Source organism: Flavobacterium sp. FlaQc-28 (assembly GCF_044007415.1).
Lineage (GTDB): Bacteria > Bacteroidota > Bacteroidia > Flavobacteriales > Flavobacteriaceae > Flavobacterium.
In genome coordinates, this window is record NZ_JBIPCM010000002.1 from 554,984 (window position 1) to 578,332 (window position 23,349).

General features: G+C 31.8%; 21 protein-coding genes. 14 read left to right on the forward strand and 7 right to left on the reverse strand.

Features of this window, described 5'->3' with window-relative positions; translation table 11 throughout:
* Positions 1-46: 46 nt before the first annotated feature.
* Positions 47-811 carry a lipopolysaccharide kinase InaA family protein gene (locus tag ACHRVL_RS08335; RefSeq protein WP_395411812.1) on the forward strand — a complete coding sequence of 255 codons (765 nt, stop codon included), beginning with the start codon at positions 47-49 and terminating at the stop codon, positions 809-811.
* Here ACHRVL_RS08335 and ACHRVL_RS08340 read toward each other — a convergent pair.
* Together ACHRVL_RS08340 and ACHRVL_RS08345 are read right to left on the reverse strand one after the other, a co-directional pair.
* Positions 792-1,565 (reverse strand): glycosyltransferase family 2 protein, encoded by a 774-nt coding sequence (locus tag ACHRVL_RS08340; protein ID WP_395411814.1) that lies wholly within the window; start codon positions 1,563-1,565, stop codon positions 792-794. The genes ACHRVL_RS08335 and ACHRVL_RS08340 overlap by 20 nt on opposite strands.
* A 22-nt stretch (positions 1,566-1,587) precedes the next feature.
* Entirely contained in the window at positions 1,588-2,652 is a 1,065-nt protein-coding gene (locus ACHRVL_RS08345; RefSeq protein ID WP_395411815.1) for a glycosyltransferase family 9 protein, read from the reverse strand.
* Positions 2,653-2,782: 130 nt separating this feature from the next.
* On the opposite strand from ACHRVL_RS08345, the gene ACHRVL_RS08350 reads away from it, so the two are divergent.
* Complete coding sequence (locus ACHRVL_RS08350; RefSeq protein WP_395411817.1) at positions 2,783-3,538, forward strand: glycosyltransferase family 2 protein; 756 nt, start codon at positions 2,783-2,785, stop codon at positions 3,536-3,538.
* Positions 3,539-3,655: 117 nt separating this feature from the next.
* On the opposite strand, the gene ACHRVL_RS08355 is transcribed toward ACHRVL_RS08350, so the two are convergent.
* From ACHRVL_RS08355 to ACHRVL_RS08365, 3 genes are all read right to left on the reverse strand, one after another.
* Positions 3,656-4,414 carry a glycosyltransferase family 32 protein gene (locus tag ACHRVL_RS08355; RefSeq protein ID WP_395411819.1) on the reverse strand — a complete coding sequence of 253 codons (759 nt, stop codon included), beginning with the start codon at positions 4,412-4,414 and terminating at the stop codon, positions 3,656-3,658.
* Positions 4,415-4,531: 117 nt separating this feature from the next.
* The gene (locus ACHRVL_RS08360) at positions 4,532-6,400 is read right to left on the reverse strand and encodes an LTA synthase family protein (RefSeq protein ID WP_395411820.1); all 1,869 of its coding nucleotides are present in this window, start codon (positions 6,398-6,400) and stop codon (positions 4,532-4,534) included.
* A gap of 176 nt (positions 6,401-6,576) precedes the next feature.
* Positions 6,577-7,392 (reverse strand): 2,3,4,5-tetrahydropyridine-2,6-dicarboxylate N-succinyltransferase, encoded by an 816-nt coding sequence (locus ACHRVL_RS08365; protein WP_125719511.1) that lies wholly within the window; start codon positions 7,390-7,392, stop codon positions 6,577-6,579.
* Positions 7,393-7,679: 287 nt separating this feature from the next.
* Here ACHRVL_RS08365 and ACHRVL_RS08370 point away from each other — a divergent pair, with 287 nt between their 5' ends.
* The 3 genes from ACHRVL_RS08370 (at position 7,680) to ACHRVL_RS08380 (ending at position 10,537) form a co-directional block, all read left to right on the forward strand.
* Positions 7,680-8,318 (forward strand): PAS domain-containing protein, encoded by a 639-nt coding sequence (locus ACHRVL_RS08370; protein WP_089052449.1) that lies wholly within the window; start codon positions 7,680-7,682, stop codon positions 8,316-8,318.
* A gap of 180 nt (positions 8,319-8,498) precedes the next feature.
* Positions 8,499-8,915 carry a Holliday junction resolvase RuvX gene (gene ruvX, locus ACHRVL_RS08375; protein WP_395411822.1) on the forward strand — a complete coding sequence of 139 codons (417 nt, stop codon included), beginning with the start codon at positions 8,499-8,501 and terminating at the stop codon, positions 8,913-8,915.
* Between the two features lie 125 nt (positions 8,916-9,040).
* On the forward strand, positions 9,041-10,537 hold the full coding sequence (locus tag ACHRVL_RS08380) for a malate:quinone oxidoreductase (RefSeq protein ID WP_395411823.1): 1,497 nt from the start codon (positions 9,041-9,043) through the stop codon (positions 10,535-10,537).
* 38 nt (positions 10,538-10,575) lie between these two features.
* Here ACHRVL_RS08380 and ACHRVL_RS08385 read toward each other — a convergent pair whose 3' ends face one another.
* Positions 10,576-12,798 (reverse strand): FUSC family membrane protein, encoded by a 2,223-nt coding sequence (locus ACHRVL_RS08385; protein WP_395411825.1) that lies wholly within the window; start codon positions 12,796-12,798, stop codon positions 10,576-10,578.
* Positions 12,799-12,996: 198 nt separating this feature from the next.
* Here ACHRVL_RS08385 and def point away from each other — a divergent pair, with 198 nt between their 5' ends.
* The 3 genes from def to mazG all read left to right on the forward strand — a co-directional run bounded on the left by def (position 12,997) and on the right by mazG (position 15,009).
* Positions 12,997-13,587 (forward strand): peptide deformylase, encoded by a 591-nt coding sequence (gene def / locus ACHRVL_RS08390; RefSeq protein ID WP_395411827.1) that lies wholly within the window; start codon positions 12,997-12,999, stop codon positions 13,585-13,587.
* Positions 13,588-13,651: 64 nt separating this feature from the next.
* Positions 13,652-14,137, forward strand: coding sequence for a DUF5606 domain-containing protein (locus ACHRVL_RS08395; protein ID WP_395411828.1), 486 nt, complete (start codon positions 13,652-13,654; stop codon positions 14,135-14,137).
* Between the two features lie 101 nt (positions 14,138-14,238).
* Complete coding sequence (gene mazG / locus ACHRVL_RS08400) at positions 14,239-15,009, forward strand: nucleoside triphosphate pyrophosphohydrolase (protein WP_395411830.1); 771 nt, start codon at positions 14,239-14,241, stop codon at positions 15,007-15,009.
* 1 nt (position 15,010) lies between these two features.
* On the opposite strand, the gene ACHRVL_RS08405 is transcribed toward mazG, so the two are convergent.
* Positions 15,011-15,691, reverse strand: a complete 681-nt coding sequence (locus ACHRVL_RS08405) for a Crp/Fnr family transcriptional regulator (protein ID WP_395411832.1) — start codon at positions 15,689-15,691, stop codon at positions 15,011-15,013.
* Between the two features lie 203 nt (positions 15,692-15,894).
* Here ACHRVL_RS08405 and ACHRVL_RS08410 point away from each other — a divergent pair, with 203 nt between their 5' ends.
* The 6 genes from ACHRVL_RS08410 (at position 15,895) to ccoG (ending at position 23,343) form a co-directional block, all read left to right on the forward strand.
* On the forward strand, positions 15,895-18,282 hold the full coding sequence (locus ACHRVL_RS08410) for a heavy metal translocating P-type ATPase (protein ID WP_395411835.1): 2,388 nt from the start codon (positions 15,895-15,897) through the stop codon (positions 18,280-18,282).
* 114 nt (positions 18,283-18,396) lie between these two features.
* Positions 18,397-18,588: a cbb3-type cytochrome oxidase assembly protein CcoS gene (ccoS, locus tag ACHRVL_RS08415; protein WP_089052370.1), complete on the forward strand. Its 192-nt coding sequence runs from the start codon at positions 18,397-18,399 to the stop codon at positions 18,586-18,588.
* 2 nt (positions 18,589-18,590) lie between these two features.
* Entirely contained in the window at positions 18,591-20,777 is a 2,187-nt protein-coding gene (gene ccoN / locus ACHRVL_RS08420; RefSeq protein WP_089052369.1) for a cytochrome-c oxidase, cbb3-type subunit I, read from the forward strand.
* A gap of 7 nt (positions 20,778-20,784) precedes the next feature.
* On the forward strand, positions 20,785-20,973 hold the full coding sequence (locus tag ACHRVL_RS08425) for a CcoQ/FixQ family Cbb3-type cytochrome c oxidase assembly chaperone (RefSeq protein WP_089052368.1): 189 nt from the start codon (positions 20,785-20,787) through the stop codon (positions 20,971-20,973).
* Position 20,974: 1 nt separating this feature from the next.
* A complete protein-coding gene (locus tag ACHRVL_RS08430) occupies positions 20,975-21,913 on the forward strand; it encodes a cbb3-type cytochrome c oxidase N-terminal domain-containing protein (protein WP_089052367.1) in 939 nt (312 codons plus the stop codon).
* Between the two features lie 11 nt (positions 21,914-21,924).
* Positions 21,925-23,343, forward strand: coding sequence for a cytochrome c oxidase accessory protein CcoG (ccoG, locus tag ACHRVL_RS08435; protein ID WP_395411837.1), 1,419 nt, complete (start codon positions 21,925-21,927; stop codon positions 23,341-23,343).
* Positions 23,344-23,349: the final 6 nt, after the last annotated feature.

Consider the following 23,349-nt stretch of genomic DNA (forward strand, 5'->3'; position numbering starts at 1 on the left):
TTTTTATTAGATGGTAAAACTAACTAAATTTGCTGAAACATTTTTTATGATCTTAAGATTAAATCGAGGGTATGAAAAATTCGAAAATGAGATTGTCGAATTTATTCAGTTTTTTGACACCAAAGGAGAAGACTTCGTTATTGGTCAGCGTAATCAGATAAAACTTTTTGATTTTAACAATCAGAAAATTAATATCAAATCGTTTAAGGTTCCACATCTTATTAATAAAATCGCTTATAAATATTTCCGAAAATCAAAAGCAAAACGTTCTTACGAATTTGCCAATAAATTATTAGAATTAGGCGTAGGAACACCAAAACCAATTGCATATGCTGAGTTTTCGTCGATTATAGGTTTAGAGAAAAGTTTTTATATCAGCGAACAGCTTCAATGCGATCTGACTTATAGAGAGCTGGTTGAAATTCCTGATTTCCCGGATCGCGAAAATATTCTAAGACAATTTACCAGATTTAGTTTTGATCTTCATGAAAAAGGAATTGAGTTTTTAGATCATTCGCCTGGAAATACTTTGATTAAAAAGAATGCTGAGGGGAATTATGATTTTTTTTTAGTGGATTTAAATAGAATGGAATTTCATACCACAATGACTTTTGAAATGCGCATGAAAAATTTATGCCGTTTAACTCCTCTTAAAGAAATGGTTGCGGTAATGAGTAATGAATATGCTAAATTATACTCGGAATCTGAAGAAAGAATTTTTGAGTTATTGTGGAAAGATACTTCTGATTTTCAGGAGAAGTTTTACAGAAAAAAGCGCTTAAAAAAGAAACTTAAATTTTGGAAGAAGTAAGTTCTCGCAGTTTTTTGTAACGAATAAAAACACTATAAGCATTTAGGTAACAAATGGTAATTCCATTGATGCCGTCGAGAAAACCAAGACGAATTAAAAATTGGTATAAAAAAGTATATAAAGGGTGAAAAATCATTAAAAGATAAGATGATTTTTGCCCTTTTTTTAGTTTTTCATTCGCTTTCAAAATTCCATAATGATACATTTTCAGCTTATAATCTTGATATGAAGTATAAGAAAAGTGAATGATTTTGTTTTTTAAAATTGAAGTTTTTCCATTTACGATTAACTTTTCATGAACCATTCTTTCGGAATTGTATCTGCAATCAGATTTTTTAAAAAGCCTGAAAATCTTATCGGTCTGCCAGCCGCTGAAGTTTAACGGCTTATTCTTAAATATAAATGTTCGATATATCAAATAAGCACTTGCAGTATTATTGCTGTTTATTGTCGAGATAATTTCAGTTTTTAATTCTGAAGTCAATCGTTCATCGGCATCGATAAATAAAACCCATGAATTTCTAGCTTGATCTAAAGCAAAATTACGTTGAGCAGTATAGTTTGTAAAATGATTCTGAATCAATTTTACATTTAGAAATGATTGGACTATATCAACCGTTTTATCGGTACTATATGAATCGATTACGATAATTTCATCAGCAAAATCAATATCTTCGAGCAGAGATTTTATATATCGTTCTTCGTTAAGTGTAATTATTAGAACCGATAATTTTTGCTCGTTATTAATTTGCATAATGGTATCCTCCTGAGTGTTCTCAGTTTTTGTACTCTTGAAAATAAGTTTCTAATTTTTCAAGCATTAAAGGCAAAGGATATTCAGCATAATACTCAAAAGTATGCTCTTTTATGTATTGTTCTGTGTGCTGCTCGTAAATTTCAGGTTTTAAATCTTTTAAATGAATAGAAGCATTTTTTGCCTCATTCTCAAATAGCTGCCAAGTTTCTTTTCTAACAGAAGGTGTGAATATAGAAAATGTTGGAATTTCAAGTGCTTTTGCCATGTTTACTGCACCGCCTTCATTGCCTATAAGCATTTCGCATTGAGAAAGAAGTGCTAAAAAAGAACGTAGTTCAGTACAGTATAAATCAAAAGCAATGTGTTTTTTTGTTTCCTCGCTGCAATAATTATAGACTTCCTGAGCAAGATCTTTTTGATCTGGAACATAATTAAAGATAATTGAAGCATTGGTTTTGGCTACAGTAAAATCAATGATTTTTGCCATTCCTTCAAGCGGATAAGTTTTGTAAACCTCGCTTCCTAGAATTCCAAACATGATTAAGGGCTTGCTGGTGTCAATGTTATGACTTTTTAAAAGATTTTTGGCATCATTAATTTCAGATTCTTTTAAAAAGATTTTTGGTTTAACATCTGTGATTTTCTCAGATATAAAAGGCTTTAAAAGTAATAATCGGTTTTCGATGGCTAGACCATGTTCAGATTTTACAGCATCAAAACGCTCGTAGCTGTGATTGTAAAAAACATTTGAATACCATTTATGATAAGAAACTTTATATTTTGCTCCAGAGAAGAGCGTAATTAAATTTGTTTCTAATTTGCTGTAAACATCAATTACGGCATCGTATTTTTTTCTTCGAATTTGAAAGATAAATTTAAATAAGGAAGGAATCGACTTTCTTACCTTATTTGTTAAAACAATGATATTGTCAATATTAGGATTCTCTTTTAGAACATCAACAGAATTTGGATAACACATATAATCTATTGTGGAATCTGGGTATTTTGTTTTAAGATTATTACAAAGAATAGAGCTCGTTAATACGTCTCCAATCCTTTTCTGTTGGATTATAAGTATTTTCATGTGGTATTATGAATTCGCTTTGGAGCTGCTAAATTACAAACTATTTTATGAAGTCTACAAGCTATTCGAGAATTAGGGTAAACTAATCAAAAAAGTTATACTTTTGCGATTCAATTAAATTCAACTTTCAATGAAAATTAGTGGCTTGGTTATTACTTTTAACGAGGAAAAAAATATTGGTAAATGTATAGATGCCTTATTAAAAGTTTGTGATGAAGTAATAATAGTAGATTCGTTTAGTAAAGATCGTACAGTTGAAATTGCTCAGGAAAAAGGAGCGAAAGTTATTCAACAAGTTTTTTTAGGAGACGGACCACAGCGTACACATGGGCTTCCGTATTGTAAAAATGATTGGATTTTAAATCTTGATGCTGATGAATTTTTGGATAAAGATGCTGAAGAATTTGTTCTGAAAGGAAAATACTTAGAAGGGGGTTATGATGCGTTTAGTTTTAGAGTAAAAAATTTCTTAGCCAATAAACTGATTAATTTTTCAGGATGGTATCCAGATCATAAAGTCCGTTTTTTTAATAAACAAACAGCGTATCCTTCAGATTCTAAAGTGCATCAGAAAATCGTTGCTCAAAATGAGAAAAAAGTTGCTGTACATATTTTGCACTACGGATGGGATTCTTTTGATCAGATTATTGCTAAAAAGAACCAATATTCTGGATGGCACGCACAGCAATTATATGATCAGGGAAAAAGAATTGGCGCTTTTAAACCTGTTCTTAACGGAACAGTAGCTTTTGTTCGCTGTTATTTCTTTAAAAAAGGAATCTTTAATGGCCTTGACGGATTGTCAATCGCAATGATTCAGGCTTTTTTCTCTTATATGAAATATGCTAAGCTTATAAAGCTTCAAAAAGCAAAAAAAATACAGTAGATATTAAATCTTACTGGTTATTCAGCTAAAAGGTTTTGAAGACAATTTTAGAACACATGAAACTTTAGGATTTATTAAGGTTCATGTGTTCTTTATAAAGATGAATTAACAGAATGATTAAATATCATTATTTATATGGTAGAATTTCTCTGGATTCAATGCAAACTTAATTCTGTTGAACAAGATTAAAGGAGTTTTTTCCATTTTTCGTTTGATACTATCTATAAAATAAGCGAAATCTTTCTTTTTATTTACCCAAGAATCTTCCCACCAATGAATGCATATGGTGTTTTCGGTAATACAATCTGAAGTGAATTTTTCAAGCCATGAAAATGGATAAAAATATTCTGTAGGAAGCAGAAGCACCTTCTTAAGATGTTGTTTTTTATATTTACTTAAACCATATTTGTACAAAACGTTGGTTACAATTGGAGGGCCTCCCATTGCATTAAAGTGTAATCTTTGTTTGCGCTCAGTTGCTTTAATGCAATCTAATATAAAAGAATTATTTTTTTTAGATCCAATTACTGCTGAGTTTAACGGATATTTGTTTTCTAAATTTGTTTGAAAACCTACGAAAGAATCTTCATTAAGTAATTCTTTAAAATTTTTCACAATTTCAATATCTGTATCTAAATATATGCCGCCTTCGGTGTAGATGGAATATAATCTCATATAATCAGAAATAAATGACCATTTTTTTTGCTTATATAATATTCTTAAGAAAGGCAGTTTATCAAAAGGAGTATTTGATTCATCCCATTTTTTTATTTCATAATCAGGAAGTTTGCTACTCCATGATTCGATGCATTTTTTTATGACATCGTTGTACTCACCTCGACCATACCAACAAAAGTGTATTTTTTTTGGAATCATTATTTATAATTTAATTAATAATATTTCTACTGTAATAGCGTGGTATTGTTTTTATGTTTTGCAGGAAATTGTAAAACATACAGGAGGGAGATGGTAATATTTTGATTTAATAGAGGATTAGATACTAAGTTTATTATCAATCACTCGTTCATTAAAATTTTGAATATAGGCTTTCAAAAAAGTTGAAATTTCTAGGGTTTTAAATGTGTTTTGATTTTGTAAATTGATTTTTAAGAGAGGGTCTTTTTTCCAATTATATAATCCGATTACTTGATTGTTTGCAAAGGCTAGATAGTAGTCGTCTTGAACACAATGATAAATGCCCTGTAAATAAAATACAGCAAAATTTTGGTTGCTTTTAAAGCTCTTTCCAAAACAAATTAAATCGGTTTTTATGCCTAGATAATCTATTATGCTTGGCATAATATCGATTTGCTGGAAGTTTTTTTCGTCTACACCAGAAAAAGTTGGATTGCCTGGATCAAAAAATAAAATAGGAATATGAAATTTGCCAATGTTGGTTTTGTCTATATCTAACTCTCCGCTAGAGGAAGTATGATCTGCAGAAATTACAAACAAGGTATTGTTGTACCATTTTTGTTTTTTGGCATTTTCAAAAAAAAGTTTCAGGGCGTAATCGGTATATGCAATACTTTCATGGACAACTGTTGTTCCTTTTGGGAATTTATCTTTATATCTTTCAGGTATCTTATACGGATTATGAGAAGAAATTGTAAAGATAGAACTAAAGAAAGGTTCTTTGAAAGTAGATAGTTTTTTAGCAAAGAACTGTAAAAATTCTTCATCAAAAATCCCCCATTTTCCATCAAAAGCTTCTGGCCCGATATATTCATCCTTGCCATAATATTTTTCAAATCCTGCGGCTTTTGCATATTGATCAAAATTCTGGCTTCCGTTGAAAGCTCCGTGAAAAAAAGAAGTTGTATATCCTTCTTTTCTTAGAATTTTAGGCAAACTATTCGTTTTGTTCAAAGAATAACTGGAAACAATAAAAGAGTTATTCATTAAACTGGGTATGCTAGAAATGATTGATGGAACGGCATCAATAGAGACTTTTCCATTTGCAAATCCATTTTTAAAATAATAAGATTTTGTTATCAGAGAGTCCAGAAAAGGAGTTTGCTTTTTGCTGATATTTTCATGCCCAAAACTTTCCAGAATGATGATTACAACATTTTTTTTGATTGCTGTTTCTTTGCTTTTAAAAGACAAGATTGGTTTGTAGATAGAATCAAGATTTATTTTATTAAAATAATTAACTTTCTCAATATCTCCTTTTTGGGATATGGTTTTTAATATACAAAATGGAGTATTTAAAATAAGCGGAGCGTTATTGAGAGAACTATATTTGGCTGCATCCACAATTCGTAGCGGTTTCTTCTGGAATCCTCCGCGACCAACAATTAATAGTAAAAAAACAGAGGTGAGAAAGTAAAAAGATTGCTTTAAGAATTTTTCTTTTGTGAAACTTTTAATTTCATTTTTGTTTTTAAAATTTGGTATCGATTTCCAGAAAAAGACACTTAAGATAATAAACAGTAAAAGGATATACCAAAATTCTTTTATAAAAGAAAAAAGCAAGCCTAATGCTTCTTTCTCCATTCCTTTGGCAGTAATCATACTAAATGTGCTTCGTCTTCCTGTAAATCGAAAATATATAACATCTATGAGATTTGCTGCGATGAACAAAAGATTGACTGAAAAGAAAGATATTTTTAATACAGTTTGATAGGTTTGGCGATACTTAAAGTTTCCTGGAATTGCGTGTGCGATTAGGAAAACAAATGTTATATATGAAATAGAAGAGAGATCAAATAAAAGACTTCCTATAATATTTTGAACCGTAATATGATCAAAGTACTTAGAATTTAATGCATAAAAAAAGATATTACAAATTTGATAAATTAAAAAAATCAAGAAGTATCTGTAAAGAAATAATTTTAAGTTGGAAGTGTAATTTTTCATTAATAGGCATGTAAATAAATGGTCTTCTAAATTTTATAGAAGATTTTTAAAAACAGCAAAATTAATATAATTTTCTTACTTTATATTGCTTGTAGGATTTTTATTTTTAAAAAAAAATATATTTGGACAAAAAAGGGCGGTAAAGACCGCCCTAATATCTCAAAATTTTATACTATCTATACAGCAACATCGTATTCACGAAGTGCATTGTTTAATGAAGTTTTTAGATCTGTAGAAGGTTTACGAGTACCAATGATTAAAGCACATGGAACTTGAAATTCGCCGGCAGCAAACTTTTTAGTATAACTTCCAGGAATGACTACTGAACGTGCAGGAACAAAACCTTTCATTTCAACAGGCTCATCACCAGTAACGTCGATAATTTTTGTTGAAGCAGTTAAACACACATTAGCACCAAGAACAGCTTCTTTACCTACGTGAACTCCTTCGACAACAATACAACGAGAACCAATAAAAGCACCGTCTTCGATAATAACTGGTGCAGCTTGCAACGGCTCAAGAACACCGCCAATACCAACACCACCGCTTAAGTGAACGTTTTTACCAATTTGAGCACAGCTTCCAACAGTTGCCCAAGTATCTACCATAGTTCCTTCGTCTACATAAGCACCAATGTTTACGTAACTTGGCATTAAGATTACACCGCTCGAAATATAAGCTCCGTAACGTGCAACAGCATTTGGTACTACACGAATTCCTTTTTCAGCATAATTTCTTTTTAGTAACATTTTGTCGTGGTATTCAAAAATACCAGACTCCCATGTTTCCATTTTTTGAATTGGGAAATACATTACAACAGCTTTTTTTACCCATTCGTTTACCTGCCATTTATCGCCAACTGGTTCAGCAACACGTAATTTTCCAGCGTCAACTAATTCGATAACTTCTCTAATAGCATCAGTTGTTGTAGTTTCTTGTAATAAAGCTCTGTTTTCCCAAGCTTGTTCAATTATAGTCTGTAAAGAATTCATAGTGTTTAATTTTTGGCAAAGATAAGGTATTTGAGTAAATGCAAAAAAGAGAAAGCCTTTTGAAGATGTTATATATTTAACTTTTTGTTTGTATTTTGATAAATAATAAAAAAGCAATAAGATAAAAATTGAAATTAAGAGCCGCTAAAAGTTTTTTTAATATCAAAATATGACAAAAATCAGATTTTGCTTTTTTTCTTCTGTCTAATTTCGCGACATAATTCCAGAGCAATTTTGTAAGGAAATTAAGCGTACAATCCAAAACAAATAATATAAGCAGAAAAATGATGAATCAAGAAAATCAACTTCAAAATCGAATTCCAGTTATAGATAAAGAGGTTACGTGGGATAAAACACAAGTAATTATGAGTAAAACAAATGCGTTTGGTATTATCGAATATGCCAATGAAGTTTTTGTTGATGTTTCTGGTTATGAAGATTACGAATTAATGGGACAGCCGCATAATATTATTCGTCACCCAGATATGCCAAAAGTCATTTTTAAAGTCTTATGGGAAAATCTTAAAGCGGGAAAAAACTTTCATGCAATTGTAAAAAATTTAGCGAGATCTGGACGTTATTATTGGGTTATTACCGATTTTGAGATTGCAAAAGATGAAAACGGAGTCATTATGAATTATTTTGGAAGAAGACAAGCCGTTCCGCAAGAAGTTATTTCTCTGCATATTGAACCATTGTATAAAAAACTGCTGCAAATAGAAGCTGCAAGTGGTGTTGAATACAGTGAGAAATATTTAATTGGATTTCTAGAAGAAAAAAAGAGAACTTATGTAGAGTATATAAAAGAGTTGATATACGAGCATGAAAAAACACAGTCTAAGTTTGCGAATTACGAAGAGAAAGAAAAAGAAGACGAGGAGGAAGAGGAAGAAAGAGGCTTTTTTAGAAGACTGTTTAATAGATAGATATATTTTTTTAGTTTTAAATATTTTTGGTGAGGTCCGTTCTGAGTTTTTCAGAACGGATTTTTTTTATTGCTAAATAATTTTGATTGAAAGGTTAAAGTTAATAAAGGTCTGTAAAAGTTTATATTTGCACTTATAAAGTGTTTCTCTTTTTAATTATGGTTTTAAAATTTAGATAAAATGCCTAGAATCCTCTCATTAGATTACGGACAAAAACGTACAGGAATTGCTGTTACTGACGAAATGCAGATTATCGCATCAGGGTTAACTACGATTCCAACTCATACTTTAATTGATTTTCTAAAAGATTATTTCGCTAAAGAAAAAGTAGAAGCAGTTTTAATAGGCGAGCCAAAACAAATGAACGGCGAACCATCTCAAAGTGCATCAATAATTAAAGGTTTTGTGACTCATTTTTCAAATATTTTTCCAGAAATGAAGGTAATTCGTGTTGATGAACGATTTACTTCAAAAATGGCATTTCAGACCATGATCGACAGTGGATTGAGTAAAAAGCAAAGGCAGAATAAAGGTTTAATTGATGAGATTTCGGCAACAATTATACTTCAGGATTATCTTTCTTCAAAGCGTTTTTAGGTTTATTTCTGATTAATTTTACATTTTTGGAAAAATTTATAATTTTCTAACTTTTATCATGTAAAAATTAGTTTTTTTTTGCGATTGAAAAAGGTACCTTTGCACTTTAAAAACAAATTACTGTTATGCCTGACAATACAATACGTTCCAATAGTGAAGTAGTGCTTATTGGAGCTGGAATTATGAGTGCAACTCTTGGATTAATTTTAAAAGAGCTGCAACCAGATATTAAAATTGAAATTTATGAAAGATTAGATGTGGCTGCTGCCGAAAGTTCCGATGCTTGGAACAATGCAGGAACCGGACACTCTGCTTTTTGTGAATTAAATTATACCCCAGAAAAGGCTGACGGAAGTATTGATCCAAAAAAAGCAATTAGTATTGCTGAATCTTTTGAAATTTCCCGCCAGTTTTGGTCTTATTTGATACAACAAAATAAAGTACCTTCTCCAGAAAATTTTATAAAAAGCGTTCCTCATATGAGTTTTGTTTGGGGAGATAAAAATGTAGAATACCTTAAAAAGAGATTTAAAGCACTTCAAAGCAATCCTATTTTTTCTGAAATGACATTCAGTACTGATTTTAATCAGTTAAAAGAATGGATGCCTTTAGTAATGGAAGGCAGAGCGGCTGATGAAAAATTAGCAGCTACTCACATGGAAATTGGTACCGATGTTAATTTTGGTGCGCTGACAAGAAGCATGTTTAATTATCTTGAAAAATTAGACGGTGTTACTTTATACTTTAACCACGAGGTTAAAAAATTAAAACAACGTGAGGATAAATCTTGGAGAATTAAAATCACAGATTTGTCTACTGGTCAAAAACGAAAAGCATATACTAAATTTGTATTTATTGGAGCTGGTGGAGGTTCATTGCCTTTATTAGAAAAAGCAAATGTTCCAGAAGGAGCAGGTTACGGAGGATTTCCAGTAAGCGGACAATGGTTAAAATGTACAAATCCAGACGTTATTGCAAAACACCAGGCTAAAGTTTATGGAAAAGCAAGCGTGGGAGCACCGCCAATGTCAGTTCCACATATCGATACACGTGTAATCGATGGTGAAAAAGCATTGTTGTTCGGTCCTTTTGCAGGATTCTCAACACGATTCTTGAAAAATGGTTCGTATTTAGATCTTCCATTATCGATAAAAGCAAACAACTTAATTCCTATGCTTTCTGCAGGATATCATAATATACCTTTAACAAAATACTTAATAGAGCAGGTTCGTCAATCTCCAAAAGATAGAATGAAAACACTTCGTGAATATTTACCAAGCGCTCGTTCTAAAGATTGGAAATTAGAAAAAGCAGGACAACGTGTTCAGGTTATTAAGAAAGGCGAAGATGGAGGCGGAGTTCTAGAATTTGGTACAGAAGTTATTAGTACGCACGACGGAAGTTTAGCTGTTTTATTAGGAGCTTCTCCTGGAGCGTCTACTGCAGTTGCTATTATGATTGATTTGATTGGAAGATGTTTTACAAATCAAATTAAAACACCAGAATGGGAGGCAAAAATGAAAGAAATGATTCCTTCTTATGGAAAAACGCTTAATGATAAACCAGAGCTTTTAGCAGAACTTAGAAAAGAAACTGCCGAAGTTTTGAAATTGAATAATTAAAGTCAATTTTTATATAAAAAACAACAAATCCAGATGAATTAATCTGGATTTGTTGTTTTTAATTCCTTTGTAATTTTCAGGATTTTTTCTGCAAGATTACTCATCCATATCAATTGCTCAATAACCATTTGGGCTTCCTGCATTTTTGCTTGACGCGTTTCTTTATCGAGTTCATCATCAGCAGCAAGACGAGAAAAATTTCTACGTTTAAGCTCTTCAAACTGCAATGTGACATCTTCTTTGTCAAAAAAAGTATCCGTAATAACAGCCTCATTTCTTAAAATTGAGATAGAATGTTCTAAGTTTGAAAGAATAGTTTTTATGATGTAATTGAATGATTCTGAAGCCGATGTTGTTTGATGTGACTGTATATAAGTCGATAAAGAAGCTAAAGCTGATAAAAAAGAATGATTTAGAACCACTAGTTTGTTTACCAAAGGCATAGTTTTTTGCTTAGATTTCGGCTCTTGCATCATCCTTTGAAAAGAAGTCATTAAATTACCAGTCTCAACAAATGCATTCTTTCTGGCTAATTTATAAGAAGTAGGAACTTCACCTTTTTTATTATAGAAATCAGCAATTTCTTTTAGATAATTTCTGTTTGCTCTAATCGAATTCTCAATATGAATAGGTGTATTTAAAAATTCCCAAGCCGGCCATAAAAATTGATTGGCTATAAAGGCCAAAGTAGCACCAGCAAGCGAATCAAGTATTCTAAATTGAATTACTTCAACAACATTTGGCGTCAAAATTCCATAAATAAACACAACGTACATCGTAACAAAAGTGGCGCTTATTTTGTAGTTGATTTGAGTAAACGAAATCCCGAGAAGCATACAAACAATCGAGAAAATACTCAGAACAACATGATTTTGAATAAGTGATACGATTCCAAATGCCAAAAGCCCTCCTAAAATAGTTCCGAAAATTCTATTATAAGATCGTTCTTTAGTTAAGCCATACCCAGGACGCATAATTACAACTATAGTTAGCAGAATCCAGTAATTATTTTGAAGATGTAATAATTGACCAAGGATAAAACCACACAAAATAGTTACCGTTAAGCGAATCGAGTGTCTGAATATTGATGACGAATAGCTTAAGTTTTCAATTAAAGTTCGCAGCGGATAATATTGCGGCGTTAAGAATTTTTCTAATTCTTTGTCTTTATCTTTTAATTTATAAGACTGCATTGCCAGTGATAAAGCACGTTGAATAGTTTTAATTTTTCCAACCTGATTTTTGGCATATTTCAGCATATTAGTAAGCATTAATACGCCTTCGGCAGCTTCTTCTTTGCCCAAACTCTTTTCATAATCAAAAATCGCAAACTCAAGAGCATCAAGTTCATTTTTTAAATCATTTTTGTCAACATAAACAGCAATATGTTGTACGTTTTTAGAAAGTTTCTTTAAAGTTGATGCCAGCTTATACGCTACATTTTGATAAGTACGTAAAACTTCAGGGTGTTTATTGAACTTTTCATGAATCTTATTATGGTCAAAAGAAGTATACAAAGCAAGTTCTTGAATTTCTACTAAGGTTATAAAAACCAACAGCATTTTTCTATTTTGGCTTGTTGTTCCTGACGCATTTTGATTTCCAATCAGCATTTTTCTTAAATCCTCATGAATCAAATTAAGATCAACTTGTATCGCGAGCTGTTTTTCGATTATCTTTTCACGATTTGCCTCGGGATTCCATAAATCACCTCTAAGTTTTAAGTATTTAGACGTTAGCTTTATACCTTCTGCAATTTGCAGTTCAATATATTTATAAGGTTGTACAAAGTGAAAAACTAGTGAAACAATTAAGTATAAAATTCCGCCAACAAAAATAAAACCTGAATATTGAAAAGCTTCCCAGCCCTCATGTAAATGACCAAAGGATAATGAAATCGATAATAAAGCAGAAAACGAAACTAATGTTGCTCTCTGACCGTATACTGAAATCATGGAGCATATAAACAATAAAAATCCTAAAAAGGGATAAAACAAATAAGGATGCGGATAAGCAAGATTTACTAATAAATTAACGCCCGAAACAATAAAGGAAGCAACAATAAGACCTTTTATTTTGTGACTTAAAGAGCTCGGAATATCACTGGGATAAGTATAAAATGCACCTAATGCAATTGTGAAACCTATTTCGAAATGTCCTAAAAAATTTAAAATTAAGACGGGTACAACTGAGGCGATGGTTACTTTTGACGCATTTAAAAAAGAAGTACTATTTGTGAATTTCGAGATACGTTCAAACATAAAGTGAGGTTTACTAGCAAAGGTAAGAATTGTACGAACTATTTTGGCATAATTATAGCTGAGTTTTTAGAAGCATGCAAAATATATCATAAATATAGGTTTAAAATTATTCATTGACTATTTTTTACTATTTTTGCCAGCTGAAATATAAGAACCCAATATAGGGTTTTTGTTAGATAAAACATTAAACAAAAACAAATGATTTTACCAATTGTAGGATATGGCGACCCAGTTTTAAGAAAAGTGGGAACAGCAATTACGCCAGATTATCCAAACTTAAAAGAGACTTTAGCAAACATGTATGAAACCATGTATAATGCATATGGAGTTGGGCTTGCTGCACCGCAAGTTGGCCTGCCAATTCGTGTGTTTGTTATTGATACAACTCCTTTTAGTGACGATGAGGATTTATCATCAAATGAGCAGAAAGATTTGAAAGGTTTTAAAAAGGCTTTTATCAATGCAAAAATCATTAAAGAAGAAGGTGAAGAGTGGAGTTTTAATGAAGGATGTTTAAGTATTCCGGATGTTCGCGAAGACGTTTATAGAAAACCAACAGTTACAATCGAATATTGTGAAGAGGATTTTGTAATGAAAACAGAAGTTTTTGATGGTTTAATCGCCAGAGTTATTCAGCATGAATACGATCATATCGAAGGTGTTTTATTTACAGATAAAATATCATCTTTGAAAAAACGTTTGATTCAGAAAAAATTGAAAAATATTACTGAAGGCAAAACATTTCAAGAATATAGAATGAAATTTGCTGCTGCTAAAAAAGGAAGATAAATGTTCTGAATAATTTAGGACATAAAAAAATATAATAAAATTCTTAATACTAATTTTAATAAACATGAATTTAGACAAAATTTTAGCCATTTCTGGGAAACCAGGTTTATATGTATTGAAAGTGCAGACTCGTACAGGTTTTGTGGCAGAATCATTATTAGACGGAAAAAAAATTACTGTAAACTTAAAAAGTAATGTAAGTTTATTATCAGAAATTTCAATTTATACATACGAAGGAGAAAAACCATTGACTGAAGTAATGCAAAAAATTGCTGCTAAAGAAAACAAAGGTCAAGCTATTTCGCACAAAGAAGATAACGCAAAATTAAGCGCTTATTTTAAAGAAATTTTACCAGAATATGATGAAGAAAGAGTTTATCTTTCTGATATTAAAAAAGTATTAAACTGGTACAATACACTTCAAGCTAAAGGTTTAGTTACTGATTTAGCGCCAGCTGCAGCAGAAGCTCCAGAAGAAACTCCAGCAGTAGAAGAGAAAGTAAAAAAAGCTCCAGCTGCTAAAAAAGCAAAAGCTCAGAAAGAAGAATAATAGTTTTTCTGAATTTAAATATATTAATCCTGTTGAGATGTTTTCTTGACAGGATTTTTTACTTTTACAATCACTTGGCCGAAACATAAAAACAAGAAAAAATGAGCAAAGAACTTCAATTAAAAGCTTTTGAAAGATTATTAGTTATAATGGATGAACTTCGTGAGCAATGCCCATGGGATAAAAAACAAACATTGCAAACGCTGAGACATTTAACGATTGAAGAAACTTACGAGTTGGGTGATGCTATTTTAGATAATGATTTGAATGAAGTAAAAAAAGAACTGGGTGATTTACTGCTGCACATTGTTTTTTATGCAAAAATAGGTTCAGAAACAAATGATTTTGATATTGCTGATGTGTGCAATGAAATTTGTGATAAATTAATTCATCGTCATCCACATATATACAGTGATACAGTTGTGAAAGATGAAGAAGAAGTAAAACAAAATTGGGAAAAGCTTAAACTAAAAGAAGGTAAAAAATCAGTTTTAGAAGGCGTGCCAAGAAGTCTTCCTGCGTTAGTAAAAGCAAGCCGTATTCAAGATAAAGTAAAAGGTGTTGGTTTTGATTGGGAAGAACCACATCAAGTTTGGGATAAAGTTCAAGAAGAATTAGAAGAACTTCAAGTAGAAGTTAAATCCGGTGATCAAGATAAAATTGAAGCCGAATTTGGAGATGTTCTATTCTCAATGATAAATTATGCCCGCTTTTTAAATGTTAATCCAGAAGATGCTCTAGAACGCACTAATAAAAAATTCATCAAGCGCTTTCAATATTTAGAAAGTAAAGCGGGTGAATTAGGAAAACCTTTAATGGATATGACTTTAGCAGAAATGGATGTTTTTTGGAATGAAGCAAAAAAGCAATAAATTATTCTGCCATTTTTTTTAAGGCTTTAATATTTTTAAGCATAATTTTTTTTCCAACAAGCTCGATTAAGTCTAGTTTATTAAAATCAGATAATAAACGGATGCAGCTTTCAGTTGCTGTACCAATTATTCCAGCCAATTCCTCTCTTGTAAGTTGTACTTTTAGGGTTTTGTCTGTGTTTTCGCCAAAACCTTCATGTAATTGAAGTAAAGTTTCTGCTAAACGCTGTTTTACTGTTTTTTGAACTAAAGCAATTTTATCATTTTCAGATTCTTTTAAATCTTCGCAGACAGACTGCATTAAATTCAAAGAGAATTGATTGTTTGTATTAAAGAAATGTATGATTTCGTTTTTAGGAATAAAGCAAACCTCCATATCTGCAACCGCTTTTGCAGTTAAGTTTGCAGGTTCGTTGCTGATCATTGAGCGTTGTCCTAATAATTCACCAGATTTTACCAGTTTTACAATCTGATCTTTTCCGTTAGCGCTTAATTTAGAAAGTTTTCCAACACCATCTTTAACACAAAATACACCATTGGTAACTTCGCCTTCTTCAAAAATAGCTTCGCCTTTTTTAATTGTATAGATAGTTTTGCTGCTAGCCAATTTTACAACTTCATCTTTACTGAGGGCTTTTAGAGAAGAAAGTTGTCTTACGATACATTGATCACATTTACTCATGGCAAAAAAATTTAGTGCAAAATTAACCAATATTGACGTTTAATACTAGTAATATCGTTTAAAATATCTATAAAAAAGAGGATGATGCAATTTGGCAGTTTTATTTTCATTAAATTAGAATTCTATTTCATTTTAATATGATAATTGTCATAGTAAAAAGGGGGACTTATTTTGAATATTTGTTGCATTAAAAAAAACAAATTATGATTGAGCAGAGTTGTTTTCATTGCGGACTAACTATTCCTAAAAATGAAGAAATCAATTTTGATGAAAAAAAGTTTTGCTGCACCGGTTGTAAAACGGTTTACGAAATTTTCAGTTTTCATGATTTGACCTGTTATTACGATTTTCAAAAATCACCAGGAGCAACGCCGCAAGATATTCAGGGAAAATATGACTTTTTAGATAATGAAGCAATCCTTTCAAAAGTTTTAGAATTTCAGGAAGGAAATACCTCAATAGTTTCATTAAGTATTCCGCACATTCATTGCAGTTCATGCATCTGGATTCTAGAAAATCTTAACCGTCTTGAAACGGGAATAAGTACTTCGCAGGTTAATTTTCCTGAGAAAAAAGTTCGAATTACCTTCAATTCAGAAACAGTTTCATTAAAGTCAATAGTTTATTTATTAAGCTCAATAGGTTATGAACCTTATATAAGTTTAGAAAATTACGAAACAGGAAAAAATAATGTCGACAGAAGTTTAACGTATAAACTAGGTGTAGCCTTTTTTTGCTTCGGAAATATAATGCTTCTTTCGTTTCCTGAGTATTTTGAAATAAAAGAATTTTGGCTGGATAATTATAAACCCTTTTTTAGAATCTTAATTTTTGTTCTGGCGCTGCCAAGTTTCTTGTATTCTGCAAGTGGTTATTATGTTTCAGCTTATAAAAGCATAAAATCAAAAATGCTTAATATAGATATTCCAATTGCTTTAGGAATCATCGTAATGTTCATTCGCAGTACTTTTGATATGGTAATGAATTACGGTCCTGGCTTTTTTGATAGTCTAACAGGGTTAGTATTTTTTATGCTGCTTGGAAAAATGTTTCAAATTAAAACGTATAGTTTTTTAAGTTTTGAACGCGATTTTAAATCTTATTTTCCTATTGCAGTTACTCGCATAAATCCAGATTTATCTGAAGAAAGCGTTCCTATTTATGATGTTTTAAAAGGAAATCGCTTGTTGATACGAAATCAAGAATTAATTCCCGTTGATGGAATTTTAATAAGCGAAAAAGCTGAAATTGACTATAGTTTTGTAACTGGAGAAGCTGATCCTATTATTAAGAAATCTGGAGATAAAGTATTTGCAGGTGGAAAACAGATTGGAAAAGTCATTGAAATGGAAGTATTGCAATCTGTTTCACAAAGTTATTTAACGCAACTATGGAGTAATGAGATATTTCAGAAAAAAGTACTTCAAAAACATAAAACAATTACCGATGCCATAAGCCGTTATTTTACTCCTATTTTATTATTGATTGCCTTTTCTGGCTTCGGATATTGGATTTTTATAGATGCAACTACAGCATTTAATGTTTTTACAGCGGTTTTAATTGTTGCCTGTCCTTGTGCACTTGCGTTAACTGCACCATTTACTTTTGGTAATATACTGCGTATAATGGGGAAACAAAAAATGTACTTGAAAAATGCATTAGTTATTGAGCAGCTGGCAAAAGTTGATACTATAGTTTTTGATAAAACAGGAACTATTACGACGAATAAAAAATCTAATATTTTATATGAAGGAAAAGAAATTTCGAAAGAAAATTATATCCTGATAAAAAATGTTCTTCGCGGTTCAAACCATCCGTTAAGCCGTATGTTGTATGATTTTTTGCCTGATGAGGATCGGGTTAAAATTGACGAATTTACGGAGATAACAGGTAAGGGAATTTTGGCAGAAGTTAATAATCGAACAATAAAAATCGGATCAGCTTCTTTTGTAGGAAATCCAGGTTTAAATACATCAGAAATAGAACGAACCGCACTGCATATTAAGATTGACGACTTGTATTACGGACAGTTTGTGTTTCAGAATAAGTATAGGGAAGGTTTGGAGAAACTTTTTGCAACACTAAGCAGAGATTATAATATTAAAGTCCTTTCAGGAGATAATGATGGAGAAAGAGCTAATCTAGAAGCTATTTTACCTAAAAACACAGAATTGGTTTTTAATCAAAAGCCCGAACAAAAGCTTGATTTTATTAAAAAACTGCAAGATTCAGGAAAGAACGTGATGATGGTTGGTGATGGATTAAATGATGCCGGCGCATTGGCACAGAGTAACGTAGGAGTGTCAGTTTCTGAAAATGTCAATGTTTTTTCTCCAGCTTGCGATGCTATTTTGGATGCAGGAGAGTTTTATCGATTAGATTATTTTTTAAAACTGTCGCATAAATCTATATTAATAATCAAAATGAGTTTTGGATTGTCATTGTTGTACAACGTAGTCGGACTCTCGTTTGCTGTAACAGGAAATTTACTACCTTTAGTAGCGGCCATTATTATGCCATTGAGCACAATTACAATTGTCAGCTTTGTAACGATCATGTCTAACTATTTCAGCAAGAGTAGTTTAGAATGATTTTAAATAATTCAAAGAGTAAATTTTATAAATTTAACATTATTCTTTGATTATGATAATTATCATATTTTACACGCAGGTAACCTATTAATTTTGTTAACATAAATTTACGGTATGAGTGTTATTTATCTATTAATTTCAGTGAGTATTTTCGTAGCAATATGTTTTTTTATTGCTTTTATCGCAGCTGTCAAATCAGGACAATATGATGACGATTATACGCCTTCGGTCAGAATTCTTTTTGACGACGAAACCAAAATTACTTCCCAAAATAATAATTCACCAATAGAAGAAAAACAAGTATAATTATGGAAATGGAACAGTTTTATTACGACAACAAAATTGTAAAAAAATTCATTTACGCCACCATCCTTTTTGGAGTAGTGGGTATGTTAGTGGGACTGACCTTAGCGGTCATGTACCTTTTTCCCAATTTGACAGATGGGATATCGTGGTTAAGTTATGGTCGTTTGAGACCGTTGCACACCAATGCCGTTATTTTTGCATTTGTTGGAAATGCCTTTTTTGCCGGAATGTATTATTCTATGCAGAGATTGCTTAAAGCCAGAATGTTTAGTGACTTTTTAAGTAATTTGCATTTTTGGGGCTGGCAGTTAATTATTGTTGCGGCAGCGATTACATTACCATTAGGGTATACTTCTTCAAAAGAATATGCTGAATTGGAATGGCCTATAGATATTGCGATTGCACTTATTTGGGTGGTAATGGGAATTAACATGATAGGTACAATGCTGCGACGCAGAGAACGTCACTTATATGTAGCAATTTGGTTCTATCTTGCTACGTTTGTAACTGTTGCAGTTCTTCATATTTTTAACAATATTGAAATTCCAGTTTCAGCATTAAAAAGTTATTCTGTTTATGCTGGTGTACAAGATGCCTTAGTACAGTGGTGGTACGGTCACAATGCAGTTGCATTTTTCTTGACAACTCCATTTTTAGGATTAATGTATTATTTCGTGCCTAAAGTAGCAAATCGTCCAGTATACTCTTATAGATTGTCGATTATTCATTTTTGGTCTTTAATCTTTATTTACATCTGGGCAGGACCTCACCACTTATTATACTCAGCATTACCTAACTGGGCTCAAAATTTAGGTGTTGCATTCTCAGTAATGTTAATTGCTCCATCATGGGGAGGTATGATCAACGGATTGTTAACATTAAGAGGTGCTTGGGATAAAGTTCGTGAAGAACCAGTTTTAAAATTCTTTGTAGTAGCTATTACAGGTTATGGTATGGCGACTTTTGAAGGGCCGATGTTATCTCTTAAAAATGTAAATGCTATTGCGCATTATACTGACTGGATCGTTGCTCACGTACACGTTGGTGCATTAGCTTGGAACGGATTTATGTCTTTTGGTATCATTTATTGGTTGATTCCTCGAATGACAAAATCGGATTTATTCTCTAAAAAATTAGCAAATTTCCATTTCTGGATTGGTACATTAGGTATTATAGTATATACAATTCCATTATATGTAGCAGGTTTTCAACAAGCTTCAATGTGGAAACAATTTAATCCAGATGGTACATTAACGTATGGAAACTTTCTTGAAACAGTAACTGCAATTATGCCAATGTATTGGATGAGAGCAATTGGAGGAAGTTTGTATCTGATAGGTATGTTGACTTTGGTTTACAATATCATTATGACTGTAAAAGCTGGTCAGACAATTGAAGATGAATTGGCTCAAGCTCCAGCCTTGCAAAAAATCAGCAGCGGCAGACTTAATGGAGAAAAATTCCATTCATGGTTAGAAAGAAAACCAATTCAATTAACCATTTTGGCTACAATTGCAATTCTAATTGGAGGTATTATTCAAATTGTACCAACCATTATGGTAAAATCTAATATACCAACAATTTCAAGTGTAAAACCATATACACCATTAGAACTTGAAGGACGTGATTTGTATATCAGAGAAGGTTGTGTCGGTTGTCACTCACAATCAGTTCGACCATTTAGAAGTGAAGTTGAACGTTATGGAGTACAAGCAAAAGCAGGAGAGTTTGTTTATGATCATCCATTCTTATGGGGATCAAAACGTACAGGTCCAGATTTGTTAAGAGTAGGTGGTAAATATAATGATAACTGGCACTTTAATCATATGTGGAATCCACAAAGTACATCGGCAGGATCGATAATGCCAGGTTACAAGTGGTTGTTTGATAATGAGCCAATGGATATTTCATTAACTCAGAAGAAAATGAAAGCAATGATTTCACTTGGTGTACCATACACAGAAGAGGAAGTTGCAAATGCACAAAGAACTTTAAGAGAACAGGCGGTTAAAATTGAAAAAAGTTTAGAAAGCGATCCTGATTTTGTAAAAAGTTATGAAGACAGCAGGAAAAAAGCAGAAGCTAAAGGTGAGAAATTTATTCCAATGAATGAAAGAGAAATCGTTGCTTTGATTGCTTACATTCAAAGACTTGGTACTGATATTAAAGTAAAAGAAACTTCTAAATAACAGCATTATGTTTGAACAAATAAAACACAATATGGAAACGATATCGGGTATAGAAATTTACCCGATTCTTTCTCTCTTGATTTTCTTTTTCTTTTTCGTAGGATTAGGCTTTTGGGTATTCTCTTATAAAAAAGATAAAATTCAAGAAATGAGCCAAATACCTTTAGAGGATAATTTAATTTCAAAAGATAGATAAAATGAAAAAGTTTTTCCCAGTATATGTTAGAGTACCGTTGATTTTTTTCATCGTTTTTGCTTTGATGGAGTATTTTATAGATTCAGGTGATAAACCGGCATTTATTAAATATCCAATGGTATCTGTCTTTTTGTTTGTATTTCTATTTATTTTGATTGCAATCGAAATTACGCTTAGTGCAGTAAATCGTATCATGTATCAATTAATGTCTCCTGAAGAAAAAGCAAAAGCAGAGTATGAAAGCAGTTTGAGTCTTAAGGAAAGTACTTGGTACAAAGACTTAATGCATAAACTTACGAAGACAGTGCCAATGTCTAAAGAAGCAGATTTATTACTAGATCATGATTATGATGGTATTAAAGAACTTGATAATAATTTACCGCCATGGTGGGTTTATTTATTCTATATCTGTATCATTTTTGGAGTACTTTATGTAGTTCGTTATGATGTTTTAGGAGCTGATGATCAAGAGATGGAGCTTAAAAAAGAAATGGCTCAGGCAAAAATTGATGTCGAAGAATATATGAAAACTGCTCCAGATTTGATGGATGAAAAAACAGTCGTATTGCTTACAGATGCACCTAGTTTAGATGCCGGAAAAGAGATATTTACAACAAATTGTGCAGCTTGTCATAGAGCAGATGGTGGAGGGCAGATTGGTCCAAACTTAACAGATAATCATTGGATTTTAGGAGGAGGAATAAAAGAAATATTCCATACGATTACAAATGGAGGTCGTGACGGTAAAGGAATGATCGCTTGGAAAGGAACTCTTAAACCAAAAGAAATTCAAAAGGTTGCCAGCTACATTTTATCATTGCAGGGAAGTAATCCAAAAGACCCAAAAGAAGCTGAAGGCGAAGTATGGGCAGGAGAAGGTGCTCCTCAAGCAGATACTGCAGCAAACACACCAAAAGATACCACAGAAGTTAAAAAATAATTTAGAATATCATGTCAAATTTACCAGACGAAGCTTTTAGAGATACCATTGGAACTATAGATGAAGGCGGTAACAGGAAATTTATATTCCCTAAGAAACCGTCTGGTAAATTTTATAACTACAGAAAAATAGTCAGTTACATTTTACTGACTATTTTAATTGTTAATCCGTTTATCAAAGTAAACGGAAACCAATTTATGATGTTCAACATACTTGAACGTCGTTTTAATATTTTCGGATTTCCCTTTTGGCCCCAGGATTTCTACCTTTTCGTTATTTCAATACTTGTCGGTGTTGTATTTGTTATTTTGTTTACAGTAGTTTTTGGACGAATTTTTTGTGGATGGATATGTCCGCAGACTATTTTTTTAGAAATGGTATTTCGCCGAATCGAGTATTGGATTGACGGAGATCGTGGTGCACAGTCTCGTTTAGCAAAGCAAGAGTGGAATGCAGAAAAAATTAGAAAAAGAGTTGTTAAATGGACCATTTTCTTTTTAATCTCTTTTGGTATAGCAAATATATTTCTTGCTTATTTAGTTGGCTCCGACGCTTTATTTTTAATGGTTGAACAAGGACCTGTTAAACAAGCAAGCAATTTTATAGCACTTCTTATTTTTACAGGAGTTTTTTATTTCGTTTTTGTATGGTTTCGTGAACAGGTTTGTATTATTGCCTGTCCTTACGGACGATTACAAGGTGTTTTATTAGATAATAAATCAATAAATGTTGCGTATGATTTCGTACGAGGCGAAAAAGAAAATGGAAGAGCCAAATTCAATAAAAAAGAAGATAGAGCATTAACAGGAAAAGGTGATTGCATTGATTGTCTTCAATGTGTTCATGTATGCCCAATGGGTATTGATATTAGAAACGGAACTCAGCTTGAATGCACAAATTGTACGGCTTGTATAGATGAGTGTGATCATATTATGGAAAGTGTAGGATTGCCTAAAGGACTTATTCGTTATGCTTCTGAAGATGAAATTGCTAAAAAAGAGCCTTTTAAGTTCACAGCAAGAATGAAAGGCTATACTGCTGTACTGTTTATTTTATTGAGTATTTTTGTTGGAATGTTATTTTTAAGAACAAATGTTCAAGCAGTTGTTTTACGTTTACCGGGACAGCTTTTTCAACATAAAGGAGATAAAATCAGCAATGTTTATACCTACAAGATTGTTAACAAAACAATGAAAGATTACAATGATATTCATTTTGAGTTAATCGATCAAAAAGGAGAAATTAGAAACGTAGGAAAACAACATTTTAAAGTTCCAAAAGAAGGAATTTCGCAAGGAACGTTATTTATTGAAATAAATGAAGTATTGTTAGAAAGTGACAAAACCAAAGTAAAAATTGGGGTCTATAATGGTACCGAATTACTTGAAACAACGAATACAAATTTCTTAGGACCAAGAAGTTTTAACTAAATAAAG